18 protein-coding genes are annotated in these 14,738 nt (G+C 64.3%); 3 read left to right on the top strand and 15 right to left on the bottom strand.

Annotated features, from left to right (window positions below; genetic code table 11):
- Positions 1-20 precede the first annotated feature (20 nt).
- Positions 21-407 carry an ArsR/SmtB family transcription factor gene (locus AB4Y82_RS10600; protein WP_441603051.1) on the bottom strand — a complete coding sequence of 129 codons (387 nt, stop codon included), beginning with the start codon at positions 405-407 and terminating at the stop codon, positions 21-23.
- A 112-nt stretch (positions 408-519) separates the two neighbouring features.
- Here AB4Y82_RS10600 and AB4Y82_RS10595 point away from each other — a divergent pair, with 112 nt between their 5' ends.
- Entirely contained in the window at positions 520-1,266 is a 747-nt protein-coding gene (locus AB4Y82_RS10595) for a glucose 1-dehydrogenase (protein WP_441603050.1), read from the top strand.
- A 123-nt stretch (positions 1,267-1,389) separates the two neighbouring features.
- A complete protein-coding gene (locus AB4Y82_RS10590; RefSeq protein WP_441611267.1) occupies positions 1,390-1,797 on the top strand; it encodes a DUF302 domain-containing protein in 408 nt (135 codons plus the stop codon).
- Here the strand turns inward: AB4Y82_RS10590 and AB4Y82_RS10585 are convergent, their stop codons facing one another.
- Positions 1,798-2,229: a GFA family protein gene (locus AB4Y82_RS10585; RefSeq protein WP_441603048.1), complete on the bottom strand. Its 432-nt coding sequence runs from the start codon at positions 2,227-2,229 to the stop codon at positions 1,798-1,800. It lies immediately after the preceding gene.
- Positions 2,230-2,282: 53 nt separating this feature from the next.
- A complete protein-coding gene (locus tag AB4Y82_RS10580) occupies positions 2,283-3,302 on the bottom strand; it encodes a YeiH family protein (protein ID WP_441603047.1) in 1,020 nt (339 codons plus the stop codon).
- A gap of 86 nt (positions 3,303-3,388) precedes the next feature.
- On the opposite strand from AB4Y82_RS10580, the gene AB4Y82_RS10575 reads away from it, so the two are divergent.
- Positions 3,389-4,267, top strand: coding sequence for a LysR family transcriptional regulator (locus AB4Y82_RS10575; protein WP_441603046.1), 879 nt, complete (start codon positions 3,389-3,391; stop codon positions 4,265-4,267).
- Positions 4,268-4,373: 106 nt separating this feature from the next.
- Here the strand turns inward: AB4Y82_RS10575 and ptsP are convergent, their stop codons facing one another.
- The 12 genes from ptsP to AB4Y82_RS10515 form a co-directional block, all read right to left on the bottom strand.
- A complete protein-coding gene (ptsP, locus tag AB4Y82_RS10570; protein WP_441603045.1) occupies positions 4,374-6,104 on the bottom strand; it encodes a phosphoenolpyruvate--protein phosphotransferase in 1,731 nt (576 codons plus the stop codon).
- Positions 6,105-6,259: 155 nt separating this feature from the next.
- Positions 6,260-6,529, bottom strand: coding sequence for an HPr family phosphocarrier protein (locus tag AB4Y82_RS10565; RefSeq protein ID WP_441603044.1), 270 nt, complete (start codon positions 6,527-6,529; stop codon positions 6,260-6,262).
- Positions 6,522-6,914 (bottom strand): PTS sugar transporter subunit IIA, encoded by a 393-nt coding sequence (locus AB4Y82_RS10560; protein ID WP_441603043.1) that lies wholly within the window; start codon positions 6,912-6,914, stop codon positions 6,522-6,524. The genes AB4Y82_RS10565 and AB4Y82_RS10560 overlap by 8 nt, the downstream gene beginning before the upstream one ends.
- A gap of 43 nt (positions 6,915-6,957) precedes the next feature.
- Positions 6,958-7,851, bottom strand: a complete 894-nt coding sequence (rapZ, locus tag AB4Y82_RS10555) for an RNase adapter RapZ (RefSeq protein WP_441603042.1) — start codon at positions 7,849-7,851, stop codon at positions 6,958-6,960.
- 3 nt (positions 7,852-7,854) lie between these two features.
- Positions 7,855-8,757, bottom strand: a complete 903-nt coding sequence (hprK, locus tag AB4Y82_RS10550) for an HPr(Ser) kinase/phosphatase (protein ID WP_441603158.1) — start codon at positions 8,755-8,757, stop codon at positions 7,855-7,857.
- 166 nt (positions 8,758-8,923) lie between these two features.
- On the bottom strand, positions 8,924-9,247 hold the full coding sequence (gene hpf / locus AB4Y82_RS10545; RefSeq protein WP_046973272.1) for a ribosome hibernation-promoting factor, HPF/YfiA family: 324 nt from the start codon (positions 9,245-9,247) through the stop codon (positions 8,924-8,926).
- Positions 9,248-9,537: 290 nt separating this feature from the next.
- Positions 9,538-11,016, bottom strand: coding sequence for an RNA polymerase factor sigma-54 (locus AB4Y82_RS10540; protein WP_441603041.1), 1,479 nt, complete (start codon positions 11,014-11,016; stop codon positions 9,538-9,540).
- A 123-nt stretch (positions 11,017-11,139) separates the two neighbouring features.
- The gene (gene lptB / locus AB4Y82_RS10535; RefSeq protein ID WP_046973274.1) at positions 11,140-11,859 is read right to left on the bottom strand and encodes an LPS export ABC transporter ATP-binding protein; all 720 of its coding nucleotides are present in this window, start codon (positions 11,857-11,859) and stop codon (positions 11,140-11,142) included.
- Entirely contained in the window at positions 11,859-12,482 is a 624-nt protein-coding gene (gene lptA, locus AB4Y82_RS10530; protein ID WP_441603040.1) for a lipopolysaccharide transport periplasmic protein LptA, read from the bottom strand. The genes lptB and lptA overlap by 1 nt, the downstream gene beginning before the upstream one ends.
- On the bottom strand, positions 12,373-13,041 hold the full coding sequence (lptC, locus tag AB4Y82_RS10525) for an LPS export ABC transporter periplasmic protein LptC (protein WP_441603039.1): 669 nt from the start codon (positions 13,039-13,041) through the stop codon (positions 12,373-12,375). The genes lptA and lptC overlap by 110 nt, the downstream gene beginning before the upstream one ends.
- Complete coding sequence (locus AB4Y82_RS10520; RefSeq protein WP_441603038.1) at positions 13,038-13,577, bottom strand: KdsC family phosphatase; 540 nt, start codon at positions 13,575-13,577, stop codon at positions 13,038-13,040. The genes lptC and AB4Y82_RS10520 overlap by 4 nt, the downstream gene beginning before the upstream one ends.
- Before the next feature lie 92 nt (positions 13,578-13,669).
- Positions 13,670-14,680: a KpsF/GutQ family sugar-phosphate isomerase gene (locus AB4Y82_RS10515; protein WP_441603037.1), complete on the bottom strand. Its 1,011-nt coding sequence runs from the start codon at positions 14,678-14,680 to the stop codon at positions 13,670-13,672.
- Positions 14,681-14,738: the final 58 nt, after the last annotated feature.

Below are 14,738 nucleotides of genomic sequence, written 5' to 3'. Positions count from 1 at the left end.
TGCTCCTTGCGGCGGCTGACTCAGCCGCCGTGCACGCCTTCGCCAACGACGAGCTTGGGCGCAGCATCTTGCTTGCGTGCAGCGCACTGGATGCTCTGGGCGTGTTTGATTGCGGGCAGCAATCCCGGAAAACGTTCTTCGATTTCCGCGCAACGCGTGGTGTTGAGCATTTCCACGCCGCGGCGTTCGCTGCGTATCAGGCCGGCTTCGCGCAGCGCACGAAAATGCTGTGACAGCGTGGACTTTGGAATGCAGCGGTTTTCCAGCTTGAGAAATACGGAGCAGCTGTTCGCGCTGTCCGCACAGGACAGTTGCCAATATATGGTGGCGCGCACCGGATCGGAGAGGGCATGCAGGATGCCTTCGACGGTGACATCGTCAATGGATGGGTGGGTCAGGGGCCTCATGTGCTCATTTTAGCAGCACTTGAAATCTAGTTCTTAAGTTCGTATGTTACGAACTATGGGACAACAACTTGTCCCAATCCCTTCTACACACAAACCTGAACAGGTATCCGTCATGAGCAAGCTCAAAGGTAAAGTGGCTGTTGTTACCGGCGCATCCAAGGGTATTGGTGCCGCCATCGCCAAGGCGCTGGCCGCCGAAGGCGCTTCGGTGGTGGTGAATTACGCCTCCAGCAAGGCCGGCGCGGATGCCGTGGTCGCCGAGATCACCAAGGCAGGCGGCAAGGCCGTGGCCGTGGGTGGCGACGTTTCCAAGGCAGCTGATGCGAAGGGCCTGGCCGATGCAGCCGTGTCGAACTTCGGCCGTCTGGACATCCTGGTGAACAACTCGGGCGTCTATGAATTTGGCGCGTTGGACGCCATCACCGAGGAGCACTTCCACAAGCAGTTCAACGTAAACGTGCTTGGCCTGTTGCTGACCACGCAGGCCGCGGCTCGTCACATGAAGGACGGCGGCAGCATCATCAACATCGGCTCGCTGGTCTCGCGCATCGTGCCGGCCGAAAGCGCGGTGTATACGGGCACCAAGGGCGCCGTGGACGCGATCACCGGCGTGCTGTCGCGTGAGCTTGGCCCGCGCAAGATCCGCGTCAACGCGGTGAATCCGGGCATGGTGGAAACCGAAGGCACTCACACCGCCGGCTTCATCGGTTCGGACTTCCATCAGGGCGCCATTGCGCAGACCCCGCTGGGCCGCATCGGCCAGCCGGACGACATCGCCTCCATCGTGACCTTCCTGGCCTCCAACGACTCCTACTGGCTCACCGGCGAGCAGCTCTACGCCGGCGGCGGCATGCGCTGATCCATCGCGTTTGGCTGTATGACGCACCCCGGTGTGGGCCGGGGTGCGTTTTTTTTGCATGCGTCGGATTAACGCGCATGGGCTGAAAATGCCTCGTTATTTCACCCGTAACGAGGCAACCGGATGTCCAGCCAGAGCAACAACGGGATCCTTCAATTCCAGTCAGCGTTCGATGTGCCCACCACCATCGCCAAGCTTCGCGAGGCGGTGGAGTCGCACGGCGCAACGGTGTTCGCGTTGATCGACTTCAGTGGCGACGCGGCGCGGGCCGGCCTCACCATGCGTGCGGAGCAAATGCTGATCTTCGGCAATCCCAAGGGCGGTACGCCACTGATGCAGTTGGAGCCGGTGGTGGGACTGGATCTTCCGCTGAAGGCGCTGGTATGGGATGACGGCCACGGTGCAACCTGGATTGCTTGCAACACGCCGGAGTACATTCTCGGACGCTATCGCTTACCGGAAGCGCTTGCCGGAAATCTGGCGGGGCCGTTGGCCATCCTCAAATCACTGGCGCTGAAGCCTTCTGCGTGATCAGGCGCTGCGTTCGATAAAGCTGACGTTGGCGATCCAGTTCGACTGCCGACGCGCAAGTTTGGTGCCCAGGTCTTCTTCGCTGAAACTCGCCGCCCGATGCTGCAGCAAGCCGGTGTCGAGATTGTCGATCGTGTTGACGTTGACCACGGCGTAGACCTGACCATCCACCGTGCAGGTCACCAGCGGTACCGCACCACATTGGCGGCAGATGTGGAACGCTGCTGTGCCGGTGCCAAACGCGTAACGGTTCACCAGTTCCTGATCGCCGATGGTGACGCGTAGCTCGCCATCGGGTTTGGACGTCCAGACGGCACCATGCTTGGTGCAGAAGGTGCAGTCGCAGGCGCGCGCGGGGATCTCGACGGGATCAGGTTCCCAGCTGAGCGTGTAGGCAATATTTCCGCAGTGACACTGGCCCTGGAGCTGCATGGTGGCGTCCCATCGACATGACGTTGAGCGCCAAGCGTAAACGATCGCCGCGTTTACAGCTGCCCGATCACCAATTGCACGACCAGACTGCTCACGGCCACCGCCGCCCAGACACCCAGCCCCAGCAGGATAGGCCGCGCACCCGTGGAGGCCATCTTGCGCAAATTCGCCGAGAGGCCGATCGCCGTCAGTGCCACGATGATTAGGAACTCCGCCGCAAGGTGCAGCGCCGGCTGGATCGCCACCGGCACCAGGCCCGCCGTGCGAATGGCGGAGGCCACCAGGAACCACAGGATGAACCAGGGGAAGATGCGGGCGAGGCTGAAATCCGTGGCGCCTTGCTTCTTCTGCTTCCACGCGGTGGCGAAGGCGAGGATCAGGCAGATCGGGATGATCAGCGTGGCGCGGGTGAGCTTGACGATGGTGGCGTAATCGCCAGCCTCCTTGCTGAAACTGTACCCCGCCGCGACCACCGAGGAAGTGTCATTGATGGCGGTGCCCGCCCACAGGCCGAAGCCCAGATCCGAAAGATGCAGCAGGTGCCCCAGCAGCGGGAACAGCAGCACCGCGACCAGGTTGAACAGGAAGATGGTGGAGATGGCGAACGCGGTGTCGTGTTCGTCCGGCTTGATGATCGGCGTGACGGCGGCAATCGCCGAGCCGCCGCAAATCGCCGTGCCCACGCCGATCAGTATCTTCAGCTTGTCCTGCACCTTCAGCAGTCGTCCCAGGCCCCATGCGGTGAGGAAGGCGACCGTCATCGTCACCAGCGTAACCGAGAGCGATTCCAGCCCCGTCTTGGCCACCTGATTGAGGCTCAAGCCGAAACCCAGCGCAATGATCGACCACTGCAGCACCTGCTTGCCGGCAAACTGGATGCCGGGCGTGTAGCTGCCGCCCGGAGCCACCGTATTGCGCACCAGGATGCCCAGCACGATGCCAAACACCGGGCCGCCGATCAGCGGGGCGACTTTGCCCAGCCCCAACGCGACCAGGGCGATCACCACCGACAGCAATAAGCCGGGAAGGCGGGAAGGCGTGGGGGTGGTGGGAATGGCGACGGCGGCGTTCATGCGGTTCTCCTGCGATGGCAGCATTTTCCGCCTCGCCGTCCATCAGAAAAACTTTGAATTATTGATGGCTGTTATAAGATAGCCTGATGATCAATATCAGCCCGCGCCAGCTGGAGGTGTTCGTCCAGATCGCACGTCTCGGCAGTGTGCGTGCGGCGGCCGAGATGCTTCATCTCACCCAGCCGGCGGCGAGCATGGCGCTGGCGGAGATGGAGCGGCAGCTCGACGCTGCCGTGTTTGCCCGCGAGCGCGGCCGCTTGCGCCTCAACACACGCGGACGGGAGTTGCTGCCGCTGGCGCAGGAGCTGCTGGAGCGCTATGCAGAGTTCGGACGCCTTGGCAGCGGCGGCGTCGATGAGTTGGGCGGCGAGCTGCGCGTGGGCGCGAGCAATACGGTGGGCAACTATCGCGTGGGCGAACTGCTCGGCGCGTTCGTGCGCGCGCATCCGCATGTCTCGGTCCGGTTGCGCGTATCCAATACATCGGAAATCGTGGCGTCCATGCTCGACCATGGACTGGAGCTGGGCTGCGTCGAAGGGCCGGTCGCCCACCCGTCGCTGGAAGTGCGCCCGTGGCGCGACGATGCGCTGGTGGTCTGCGCGTCGCCCGATCATCCGCTGGCGCGCAAACGGCGACTGGAGCCGGAGGATTTCGCAGGAACCCGTTGGGTGCTGCGCGAACCGGGCTCAGCCACACGGAGTTTGAGCGAGCGTGCGCTTGCCAGCCTGCCGCCCGGCGAAACCGTGCTGGAGCTGGATCAGGCTGAAGCGATCAAGCAGGCCGTGATCGCCGGCCTTGGCATCGCATGTATTCCCGAGGTGGCCATCATCGACGCGGTGGCCGCGGGGCGGCTGAAAGTGCTGCGCACGCCGTTTCTCGATCTGCATCGCAAGCTGTCGTTGCTGTTGCATCGGCAGCGTTATCGCGGGGCGTTGATTGAGGCGTTTTTAGCCAGCGCAGCCTGAGGGCCTCAAAAAAACTGTGGGAGCGCACCCTGTGCGCGACCGGTTGTCGCGTCAGGCCAGTCGCGCACAGGGTGCGCTCCCACAAAAAAACAGTTCGGCGGTCGGGCTAGCCAATAATGCTGGCCAGCAACGCCTCAGCCTCCTCATGCGTGCGCGCACGAAGAATGCGCGGCGCATGCGACCGCAATACGGCATGATCGAGCGAAGCCAGACGATCGCGCACATGCAGCAACTGGCTGGGATGCATGCTGAATTCGCACAGGCCCAGCGCCAGCAACAGGCCGGTGAAATTCGCATCGCCGCCGATTTCGCCGCACAGGCTCACGCCTTTCTTCGCGCGGCGGCCTTCGGTGATCACGTAGGCGAGCAGGCGCAGCAGCGCGGGCTGTAGCGGGTTGTAGATGTTTTCCAGCGCATCGTTGCCACGATCGGCGGCGAGCACATATTGCGCCAGATCGTTGGTGCCGATGGCCAGGAAGTCGGCGTGTTCGAGCAGGGCGCGCACATTGATGGCGGCCGCCGGCACTTCGATCATCGCGCCAAGCTGCAGTTTTTCCGGCAGGTCGACGTTCTCGCGCTTGAGCTCCTGACGCGCCAGCTTGAACAGCGTGCGTACCGCAATGAGCTCATCGGGCTGGGTCACCATCGGCACCAGCACGCGCACCGGCCCGTAGCAGGCCGCGCGCAGGATGGCGCGAATCTGCGTGGAAAACACGGCCGGATAACGCAGCGACAGGCGCACGCCGCGCACGCCCAGCGCCGGGTTGTCTTCGCCGCGCAAGACGAGTCCCGCGGCGTCGGCCTTGTCCGCACCCAGGTCGAGCGTGCGGATGGTGACCGGCAAGCCGCCCATGCCGAGCACCAGATCGCGATAGGCGATGAACTGCTCGTCTTCGGTGGGCAGTCCCTTTTGGCGCAGGAACAGGAACTCGGTGCGATACAAGCCCACGCCGTCGGCGCCGCGTGCGCGCGCCATCGCAATATCGGCGGGCATTTCCGCATTGGCGAACAGGCGGATGTCGACGCCGTCGCGTGTGCGCGTGGGTGCGTTCGCCAGCGTGGCGAGGCGGCGACCTTCAGCCGCGGCTTCGCGCTGCCAGGCGCGGTAGTGGGCCAGGTCCTGTGCGGTGGGATGCACCACGGCCTCGCCGCGTTCGGCGTCGAGCAGGATCAGGTCGTCATCGTGGATGGTCGACAATGCATCGCGCGCGCCCACCAGCATGGGCAGATCGAGGCTGCGCGCAAGGATCGCGCTGTGCGAATACGGGCTGCCCGAACTGGCGACCACGCCGAGCAGGCCGGCGCCGGCGAGGTGCGCCATGTCGGCCGGGGCGATGGTGTCGGCGATCAGGATTTCGCCCACGCGTGCGGCCAGCTTGCGTTCTTCGCGACTGGTCTGGCGCTGCAGAGCGGAGATCACGCGACCGATCACCTGGTCGACGTCTTCCTTGCGCGAACGCAGGTAGGGATCGTCCATCGCCTCGAACACGGCCGCGAGGCGATCGCGCTGCTTCTTCAGCGCCGCGCCCGGACGGTAGTGGCCGATGCGGACCAGGTCGTCCAGTCCGCGCAGCAGTTCGGGATCATCGAGCAGCAGGCTGTGCGCATCGATGAACTCGTTCACTTCGCGGGCGAGCGCACCGTGCAGCTTGCCGCGCAGCTCGCGCAGTTCCTGCCGCGCGGTATCGAGCGCTCGGTGCAGCCGGGCAAGTTCGATTTCGACTTCGTCCTCATTGAGCGGACGGGTGTCGACCAGGTAGCGACTGGGCTGCACCAGGCGGGCACGGCCAAGCGCCATGCCTTTTGCTGCCGTGGTGCCTGTCAGTACCTGTCTCATGCATGCCTTCCATGGTGTAACGGCCGGTCCGGCCGTGCGCGACGTCGGCATCCGGCCAACGTGTCGAATGCTGGATGAGAAAGATCGCACGACGCAGCCCACCGGGCCGTGAATACGGCCTCAGCTCGGCAGTCGCGGGCAATCTTTTTCCGCACTCAGGCTCCTTCGTCGAACTTGCGATCGAATAGCGCCACCACGGCGTCGATGGCAGACGCTTCGTCCGGACCATCGGCGCGAACCACCAGGGGCGTGCCGATGCCGGCGGCCAGCATCATCACGCCCATGATGCTTTGTGCATTCACCTCGCGGCCCTTGCTGATCAGCCAGACGGTGGACTTGAAGCCCTGCACCAGCTGCACCAGCTTGGCCGAGGCGCGGGCGTGCAGGCCCAGTTTGTTGGAAACAACAATCTCTTTCTCAAGCATGGTCGATGAAGATTCCTCCGCGGCCACCACTGGCGGCGATTTCCGCCAGCTCGTCCAACGGTTTTTCTGCGTAATTGAGTACGCGCAGCAGCATCGGCAGGTTCAGTCCCGATACGCAGCGCAAGCGCACGCCCAGCGCACTGAGCGACAAGCCGATATTGCAGGGCGTGGCGCCGTAAAGGTCGGCCAGCACCAGCACACCGTCGCCTTCGTCCAGCTCGCGTGCGTGCTTGGCCGTAAGCGTGCGCATCACGTCCGGATCGGAGTGCGGTGGCACTTCGGCTGCCTCCACGCGCAGGGGCAATTTGGGCAGCACGTGGTGGGCGGCGGAGATCAGCGCCTGGCCGACCGCCTCGTGCGTCATCAACAGCACGCCGACGCTCATGACGGCGTGCCGATCCGTAGTGCAAGGATGCTCAGCATGGCTATCACTCGAGTTCGCGATGAAAGGTAAGCACGCCATTGCGTAGCGCGCGGTAATGGGCGGCAAGCTTTTCCACCAGATACACCGAGCGGTGTCGACCGCCGGTGCAGCCGATGGCGATGGTGACGTAGCTGCGGTCGTCCGCTTCGAAGCGCGGCAGCCAGGTGTCGAGCCAGCGCGCCGTATCGGCAAAGTATTCGGCGACCAAGGGCTGCGCATCGAGGTAGGCGCTCACGGCGGCATCCTTGCCCGACAACGGGCGCAGCGTGGGATCCCAGTGCGGGTTCGGCAGGCAGCGCGCGTCGAATACGAAGTCCGCGTCCAGCGGCAGGCCGCGGCGGAACGCGAACGACTGGAACATCAGCGTAAGGCCTTCGGTGGCCTCCGCATAACCGGCGGCGAACAGTCGGCGCAGCTGATGCACGTTCAGTTCGCTCGAATCGATCACCTTGTCGGCAATGGCCGAGAGCGGGCGCAGCACGCGACGCTCTTCGGCGATCGCATCGGCCAGCGACAGGCCTTGCCATGAAAGCGGGTGACGGCGACGCGTTTCCGAATAGCGCTTGATCAGCACATCGTCGCGGCAGTCGAGAAAGATCAGGTGCGCCTTCACGCCCGCGGCGGCCAGCTCCGACAGGATGGCCGGCATGCGCTTGAGGTCTTCGCCAGGATTGCGCACGTCCACGCCGACGGCGACATGGCGACGCTTGCCTTCCACATTGCGGCTCACCGCCGCCACCAACTGTGGGAGCAGGGCGGTGGGAAGGTTGTCGACGCAGTAGAAATCCAGGTCTTCCAGCGCGCGCAAGGCCACTGTCTTGCCGCCGCCGGACATGCCGGTGAGCACGATCAGGTTGATCGCGTCGGCTGGGTTGCTAGTGGATATCGTGTCGCTCATGGGTCACCACGGAGGCAGCCGGCGCATCTGGTGCGCCTGGCGGTCGATGAAAGTCTGTGCCGGGTCGATGCCCTTGCTCTTGAGCACGTGGTTGCGCACGGCGGCCTCGACCAGCACGGCAAGGTTGCGACCGGGCGCCACCGGGATGGTGATCATCGGCACCGGCACCTCGAAGATTTCGCGGTGGCCGATATCGCCGGTGAGGCGGGTGAGTCCATCGGTGTCTTCCCCCTCGCGCAGCGGTTTCAGGTGCACGACGAGGCGAAGGTATTTGGAGGGCTTGACCGCAGTGTGACCAAACATCTCGCGCACATTCAGCACGCCCAGTCCGCGCACTTCCAGCAGGTCCTGCAGCAGCTCGGGGCAGGTGCCGTCGATTACGTCCGGCGCGATCAGGGTGAATTCGGTGGCGTCGTCGGCGACCAGTCGATGACCGCGGCTGATCAGTTCCAGCGCAAGCTCGCTTTTGCCCGAACCCGATTCGCCGGTAATCAGCACGCCGATGGAAAACACTTCCAGGAACACGCCATGCAGCGTGACCTTGGGCGCCAGGATGCGCGCCAGATGGTATTGCATCCAGGTCAGCAGCTCGTGGCCGCGCTTGGAGCTGATCCACAGCGGCGTATTGGTTTCTTCCGCCACTTCGCGCAGGTCGCTGGGGATGGCCTGATCCTTGGTCACGATCATCGCCACCGGCTGGTAGGCGGCAATCTTGTTGATCGCCTCCCAGCGCTGGCGCGAATCGAGGCTGTCGAGGTAGTTCAGCTCCTCGGTGCCGATGATCTGGATCTTGTTCGGATAGATGACGTTGAGGTAGCCGATCAGCGAGGGGCGGCGCGTGGTCGTCGCGGCTTGTTCGAGCGCGCGCGATTCGCCGCGCATGCCGGACACCCAGCGCAAGGCCATGCGCTCGTGAACGCTGTCATAGAGTTGTCGGGCGGAGAGCCGGTCCAAGCTTTGTCCTTTGCGCCGCCGGAACAGGGCAGCTACATGGACATTGTGCCAGTTCGCACCGGCGGACGCCTTGGATGAGGCAGAGGGCCCGCCCGGAGCCGGGCGGGCCTGGCACAGATCAGCCGTACAGGCGCTCCTCGCGGGCGGCGCGCTGATGTTTGTCGCAGATCTTCTCGCGGTGCTTGCGCAACTGGGTCACCAGCTTGTCGAAGAGCACGTCGATGGAGACGTACATGTCATTCTCAAGCGCTTCGGCGTGCAGGGTGCTGCCCGTGACATTGAGCGTGCCCTCGGCGCGCTGCTGCAGTTTGTTCACGGAGAGAACGATGCTCAGGCTGAGAATGCGCTCATCGAGGCGGGTGAGGCGGTCAAGCCGGTTGTTCACGTGATCCCGGAGGGCCGGGGTGACTTCAATCTGCTGACCGCTGAGTTGAACTTGCATGTTGCGCCTCCTCTGGTACTTGCCGCAGACGCGGCTGGAATCGATGCGCCGGACGCCCATGTCGTGGCCGACACACCTTTGAAAACTCCGGTATTGCGAAGGTTTTCTCAGGCCTCCTCACCAAGTCGGGATAGTCACTATGCACCTCTGAAGTTGCCTGTGCGTTAGAAAGACCTTCACGCCTCAGACATGACAGATTTCCCGTCGTATCGACTTACCTATGAGTATGGGGACGCCTTTTTTGCCGCCAAGTTCCCGGGGCGGTTTGCCGCAGACGCGGGCAAACTCGTTCAGCCAGCGCGCTGGCGCTCGCTGGAGCTGGGAATACGCATGGCTTCGCGGTATTTGGCGACGGTGCGTCGGGCAACCTGAATGCCCTTGCGATGCAACTCCTCCGCGATGGCCTGGTCGGACAGCGGCTTGCGCGGGTCCTCGGCATCGACCAGCTTGCGCAGCATGGCCTGGATGGCGGTGGCCGACGCACTGCCACCGTCTTCGGTGGACACGCCGCTGGAGAAGAAATGCTTGAGTTCGAACGTGCCCCGCGGCGTATGGATGTATTTGCGGGTAGTTACACGTGAAATGGTCGATTCGTGCATGCCCACTTCCTCGGCCACTTCGCGCAGCACCAGGGGGTGCATGGCTTCGGGGCCGTAATCGAGGAAGGCGCTCTGCCGGCGCACGATGGCTTCGGCCACCTTCAGCAGCGTCTCAGCGCGCGATTCCAGGCTCTTGATGAGCCAGCGCGCCTCCTGCAGCTGTCCGCGCATCCAGCTGGCGTCGGTGCCGCGGGCCTGGGCGATCAGGCCGCAATAGTGCTGGTTGAGTCCGAGTCGCGGCTGGCAATCGGGATTGAGACTGACCCGCCAGCGACCCACGTCTTTGCGTGCATAGACATCGGGGGCGACATATTCGACCGGCGTGATATCGAGTGCCGCGCCCGGCCGTGGATCGAGGCTGCGGATCAACACGGCTGCAGCGGCGGTATCGTCTTCGCTCACGCGCAGTTTGCGCGCAAGCCGTGCGATGTCGTTGCGCGCGAGCAATTCCAGTTCGGCGTCGACGATGCGCAAGGCCAGTTCGCGCTGCGGTGTGTCCGCATCAAACTGCTCAAGCTGCACGCGCAGGCAGTCGCGCAAGTCGATGCTTGCCACGCCGGTGGGATCGAAGCGCTGCAGCATGTGCCGCACGTACTCCACTTCCGCTTCGGTCGCCCTGACGTCGGTGGCCAGGGCCGCGATCAGCGACTCCATGCTTTCGGTGAGATAACCATCCGGATTGAGTGCGTCGATCAACACCGTGGCGATGGTGCGATCGCGCGCGCTCATATGCGTGAGGTTGAGCTGCCACAGCAGATGTTCCTGCAGCGTTTCCTGCGCGGCGCTCTGCGGCTCGAAACCGTCTTCGTCCGCGTTGTTGTTGCGCGAAGAGGCGCCACTGAGCGAGAAGTCGACCGGATCGTCGCTGCCGCCGTCGCGCTCCACATCACCCCATTCGGGTGCTTCGGCGTCGTCGACGGTATCGCTGCTGCTACTGGAGCTGGACGAGCTGACCGGTATCGCATCCATCGGCGGCTCGGACTCGCGTTCGTCACCCTCGAGATTGTCGGGGTTGTCGTCGGCGAACTCGAGCAGGGGATTGCTTTCGGCGATCTGACGCAGCTCAGCCTCGAGCTCAAGCTGCGACAGCTGCAGGAGGCGAATGGCCTGTTGCAACTGTGGTGTCAGCGTGAGCTGCTGATTGAGGCGAAACTGCAGTCCGGGTTTCATGCCAGCCGGTCAGGATGAACGTGAAGGTCATCCTAACTCTTGCCTCCTGGGTCGGCCATAGGTCGAAGGCGAAATCGCGTACTACCCCAGATTTAGCCCTGACGGTCGGCTGTTCCGCAGCCGTTACAGGCGGAATTCGCGACCCAGGTACACCTCGCGGACCTTTTCGTCGGCGAGGATATGTGCTGGCGTTCCACGCGAAAGCACTTCACCGTCGTTGAGGATGTACGCGCGATCGCAGATGCCCAGCGTCTCGCGCACATTGTGGTCGGTGATGAGCACGCCGATGCCGCGTTCCTTCAGATGGCGCACGATGCGCTGGATTTCGCCCACCGAAATGGGGTCGACGCCCGCGAACGGTTCGTCCAGCAGCATGTAACGCGGATGCGCGGCCAGTGCGCGTGCAATTTCGACGCGGCGACGTTCGCCACCGGACAGGCTGATGCCCTTCTGGTCGGCGATATGCGCGATCTTGAGCTCGTCCAGCAGGCTTTCCAGCTCGTTGGTGCGACGCTTCTCGTCCCAGCCTTCACGCAGTTCCAGCACCGCCATGATGTTGTCGGCCACGGTAAGACGACGGAACACCGAGGCTTCCTGCGGCAGATAACCGATGCCGAGCTTGGCGCGCTGGTGCATCGGCAGGCCGGTGATGTCCTGCTTGTCCAGCTTGATGGTGCCGGCGTCGGCTTCGATCAGGCCGACCACCATGTAGAAACACGTCGTTTTGCCGGCGCCGTTGGGGCCGAGCAGACCCACCACCTCGCCTTCGCGGATGGAAAAGGCAAAGTCGCGCACGACCTGCCGCGCCTTGAAACTTTTTTGCAGACCTTCAGCAGACAGCATCAGTGGCCCTCGGCCGGTTTCGTGGCCGGTTGCGGCGGCGCTGGCGGCGTGCCCGGCTTCGGCGGCGTAGCGGCAGGCACCGGAGCCCCTGCGGGCTTCTGCTTGGGCAGGATCACGCCGTGCACCAGGCCGTCGCCGGCGGCTTCGCCGGTGATCAGCGAGGTCTGCGTGTTGTAGACCAGCTTGTCGCCATGAAACTCACCGCGACCCTGCTGGCGCACCACGGCGTTACCCGTAAGCACCGCAATGCCGTTGATGTTGTCGTAGTCCAGCTGCAAGGCATCGCCCTGCATCAGGTTGCCGGCGTCGTCGAGCTGCTCGATATGGGCCAGGTTGCCGGTCACGACCGCACGCGCCACCTGGGTGTCGGCATCGAGGTAGAGCTTGGCCAGGGCGCCGGTCAGCTTCATCGTGCCCTGCGTGGCCACGACATTGCCGGTGAGCGTGGTGACCGTATTGGGCGCGTTGAACCCGTCCATGGACTTGGACGAGAAGTTCATCGGCTGATTGCGGTCATCCTGCTTGGCCAGCGCCGGCTGCAGGATGAGCAGTCCCAGGCCCAGCAGGGCGAGGTGCAGCTTGAGACTTCTTGGGTCGCGGCGGAAACGAGCCGGTGACTTCATCGAACAGCTCCAGATGATTGGTGTTGAGGTTGGCACGCATGCCCACCCCGTTAAGTGTACGTGCGCCTTGCTTCATATGCGCTGGGGCATCCGTCACCATTCGGTTTTCTTTTGGCCAGGCAGTGACCTCGGAGGTGTGCATCTCGGCCGCATCGGTCTGGGCAAAGGCCGCCCGGTGCATGTAGACCGGGCCCTGCAGCTTGAGCAGGGTGCCGCTCTTGTCGACCCAGGCGTACAGCGACTTGCCCAGCCAGGGCGGCACGCCGGCCTCATTGGAGGGCAGCGTGAAGTCCGGCGTGTTGATGTACAGCGACTCGTCGTTCTCGCGGCGCTCCAGGTGCGGGGCGACCATCTCGAAGCTCGGCAAGCCATCCACGTCGTACGACCACAGCTGGAAATTGGTCAGCGTATAGCCCGAACGGGGCGGGCCCACGAAGTCGCTGACCTTCGGCGCGGGCGCCAGCGCCCAGTAGAGCAACTGCGCCGCACCGGTGGCCAGGCCGATCAGCACGATCGCCACCGGGAGACCCCGGTCGCGCAGATAAGATCGCAAGCTCACTGCCAGCGCTCCCGCTCGGCATCGGTCTTGCCCTGGGCATGCAGGATCAGGTCGCAGACCTCGCGGGCCGCGCCCTGGCCACCGCCCAGGCGGGTGCGCCAGTGCGACTGCTCAGCCACCCAGGGATGGGCGTTCGCCACCGCGACAGCCAGGCCCGCGATGCGCATGGCGGGCAGGTCGGGCAGGTCGTCGCCAACGAAGGCGGCCTGTTCCGGCGCCAGGTTCAGCGCTTCCAGCAACTGCTCCAGGCAGGCGCGCTTGTCGCCCTGGCCCTGGTAGACGTGGGCGATGTCCAGTTCCTCCGCGCGCAACGCCACCGGATGGCTGATGCGGGCGGAAATGATGGCCACGTGCACACCCTGGCCCATCAGCAGTTTCAGGCCCAGGCCGTCATGCACGTGGAAAACCTTGGTCTCGCGGCCATCTTCGGCGTACCACAGGCGGCCATCCGTCAGGGTCCCGTCCACGTCGAACACGACGAGGCGGATCTTGGCGGCGCGGGCGAGAACATCGGCGGGAAGGTCAGCCAGATACATGGGAGCCGTCGGCAAGAGGAAAGGGCGATACCGTCAAACGCCGGTCAGCGCAGACGGTGCACGCAGGAATAGATAGCAGCCGAGCCTTTCGATCAGACCACACGGGCGCGGAGCAGATCGTGAATGTTAAGCGCTCCCACCACCTGCTGCTTGTCGTTGACCACCAGCAGCGCGTGAATCTGGTGCTTTTCCATCAGCTGGGCGGCCTCGATGGCCAGCTTGTCCGCACCGATGGTCTTGGGGCCGCGGGTCATCAGCTCGGCCACGGTGGCGCCGCGCAGGTCCAGGTCGTCATCGTCCAGCGCACGGCGAAGGTCGCCGTCGGTAAACACGCCGAGCAGGTGGTGATCGGCGTCGACCACGGCGGTCATGCCCAGCTGCTTGCGGGTCATTTCCATCAGCGCCTGGGTCAGCGAAGCGTTCGGCGGCACCGCCGGAATGCCTTCGCCGGTGTGCATCACATCGCTGATGTGCAGCAGCAGGCGACGGCCCAGGCTGCCTGCAGGATGGGAGCGGGCGAAGTCTTCGGAGGTGAAGCCGCGGGCCTCGAGCAGCGCGATGGCCAGGGCATCGCCCATGACCAGGGCAGCGGTAGTGCTGGCCGTGGGCGCCAGCCCGAGCGGGCAGGCTTCGGCGGCGATGCTGGCGTCCAGGTGCACATTGGCCTGGTCCGCCAACGACGAATTAGCGTTGCCCGTGATCGCGATCAGGGGGATGCCCTGGCGCTTGATCACCGGCAGGATGAACAGCACTTCGTCGGTTTCGCCCGAGTTGGACAGGGCCAGCACGATGTCCTGCGGCAGGATCATGCCCAGGTCGCCATGGCTGGCTTCACCCGGGTGGACGAAGAAAGCGGGCGTGCCGGTGGACGCCAGCGTGGCGGCGATCTTGCGGGCGACGTGGCCCGACTTGCCCATGCCGGTGACGACCACGCGGCCGGCGCAGCTCATGATCAGGCGGCAGGCTTCCACGAATTCGGGGCCGATGCGCGGCTCCAGGGCGCGGATGGTCGCCGCCTCGGTGGCGATCACGGTGCGCGCGCTCTGCACGATGGCGTCGGCGTTGATCGCAAGCGGGTTGGCTGGGGCGACGTAGGCGTTCATGCGTCCTCAAAAGTCTTGCGGTTTCCCGTCATAACCCTGAATGGGCGTCTGTAGACGG

The sequence above is a fragment of the Dyella sp. 2YAF14 genome, from assembly GCF_052114725.1.
Classification (GTDB): Bacteria; Pseudomonadota; Gammaproteobacteria; order Xanthomonadales; family Rhodanobacteraceae; genus Dyella.
Note: the sequence above shows the minus strand (reverse complement) of the source record. Positions and strands in the feature narration are given on the sequence as shown.

Coding starts and splice junctions, on each gene's coding strand:
- AB4Y82_RS10600 (WP_441603051.1), bottom strand. CDS start 407: ATGAGGCCCCTGACCCACCCATCCATTGACGATGTCACCGTCGAAGGC.
- AB4Y82_RS10595 (WP_441603050.1), top strand. CDS start 520: ATGAGCAAGCTCAAAGGTAAAGTGGCTGTTGTTACCGGCGCATCCAAG.
- AB4Y82_RS10590 (WP_441611267.1), top strand. CDS start 1,390: ATGTCCAGCCAGAGCAACAACGGGATCCTTCAATTCCAGTCAGCGTTC.
- AB4Y82_RS10585 (WP_441603048.1), bottom strand. CDS start 2,229: ATGCAGCTCCAGGGCCAGTGTCACTGCGGAAATATTGCCTACACGCTC.
- AB4Y82_RS10580 (WP_441603047.1), bottom strand. CDS start 3,302: ATGAACGCCGCCGTCGCCATTCCCACCACCCCCACGCCTTCCCGCCTT.
- AB4Y82_RS10575 (WP_441603046.1), top strand. CDS start 3,389: ATGATCAATATCAGCCCGCGCCAGCTGGAGGTGTTCGTCCAGATCGCA.
- ptsP (WP_441603045.1), bottom strand. CDS start 6,104: ATGAGACAGGTACTGACAGGCACCACGGCAGCAAAAGGCATGGCGCTT.
- AB4Y82_RS10565 (WP_441603044.1), bottom strand. CDS start 6,529: ATGCTTGAGAAAGAGATTGTTGTTTCCAACAAACTGGGCCTGCACGCC.
- AB4Y82_RS10560 (WP_441603043.1), bottom strand. CDS start 6,914: ATGAGCGTCGGCGTGCTGTTGATGACGCACGAGGCGGTCGGCCAGGCG.
- rapZ (WP_441603042.1), bottom strand. CDS start 7,851: ATGAGCGACACGATATCCACTAGCAACCCAGCCGACGCGATCAACCTG.
- hprK (WP_441603158.1), bottom strand. CDS start 8,757: ATGGCCTTGCGCTGGGTGTCCGGCATGCGCGGCGAATCGCGCGCGCTC.
- hpf (WP_046973272.1), bottom strand. CDS start 9,247: ATGCAAGTTCAACTCAGCGGTCAGCAGATTGAAGTCACCCCGGCCCTC.
- AB4Y82_RS10540 (WP_441603041.1), bottom strand. CDS start 11,016: ATGAAACCCGGACTGCAGTTTCGCCTCAATCAGCAGCTCACGCTGACA.
- lptB (WP_046973274.1), bottom strand. CDS start 11,859: ATGCTGTCTGCTGAAGGTCTGCAAAAAAGTTTCAAGGCGCGGCAGGTC.
- lptA (WP_441603040.1), bottom strand. CDS start 12,482: ATGAAGTCACCGGCTCGTTTCCGCCGCGACCCAAGAAGTCTCAAGCTG.
- AB4Y82_RS10520 (WP_441603038.1), bottom strand. CDS start 13,577: ATGTATCTGGCTGACCTTCCCGCCGATGTTCTCGCCCGCGCCGCCAAG.
- AB4Y82_RS10515 (WP_441603037.1), bottom strand. CDS start 14,680: ATGAACGCCTACGTCGCCCCAGCCAACCCGCTTGCGATCAACGCCGAC.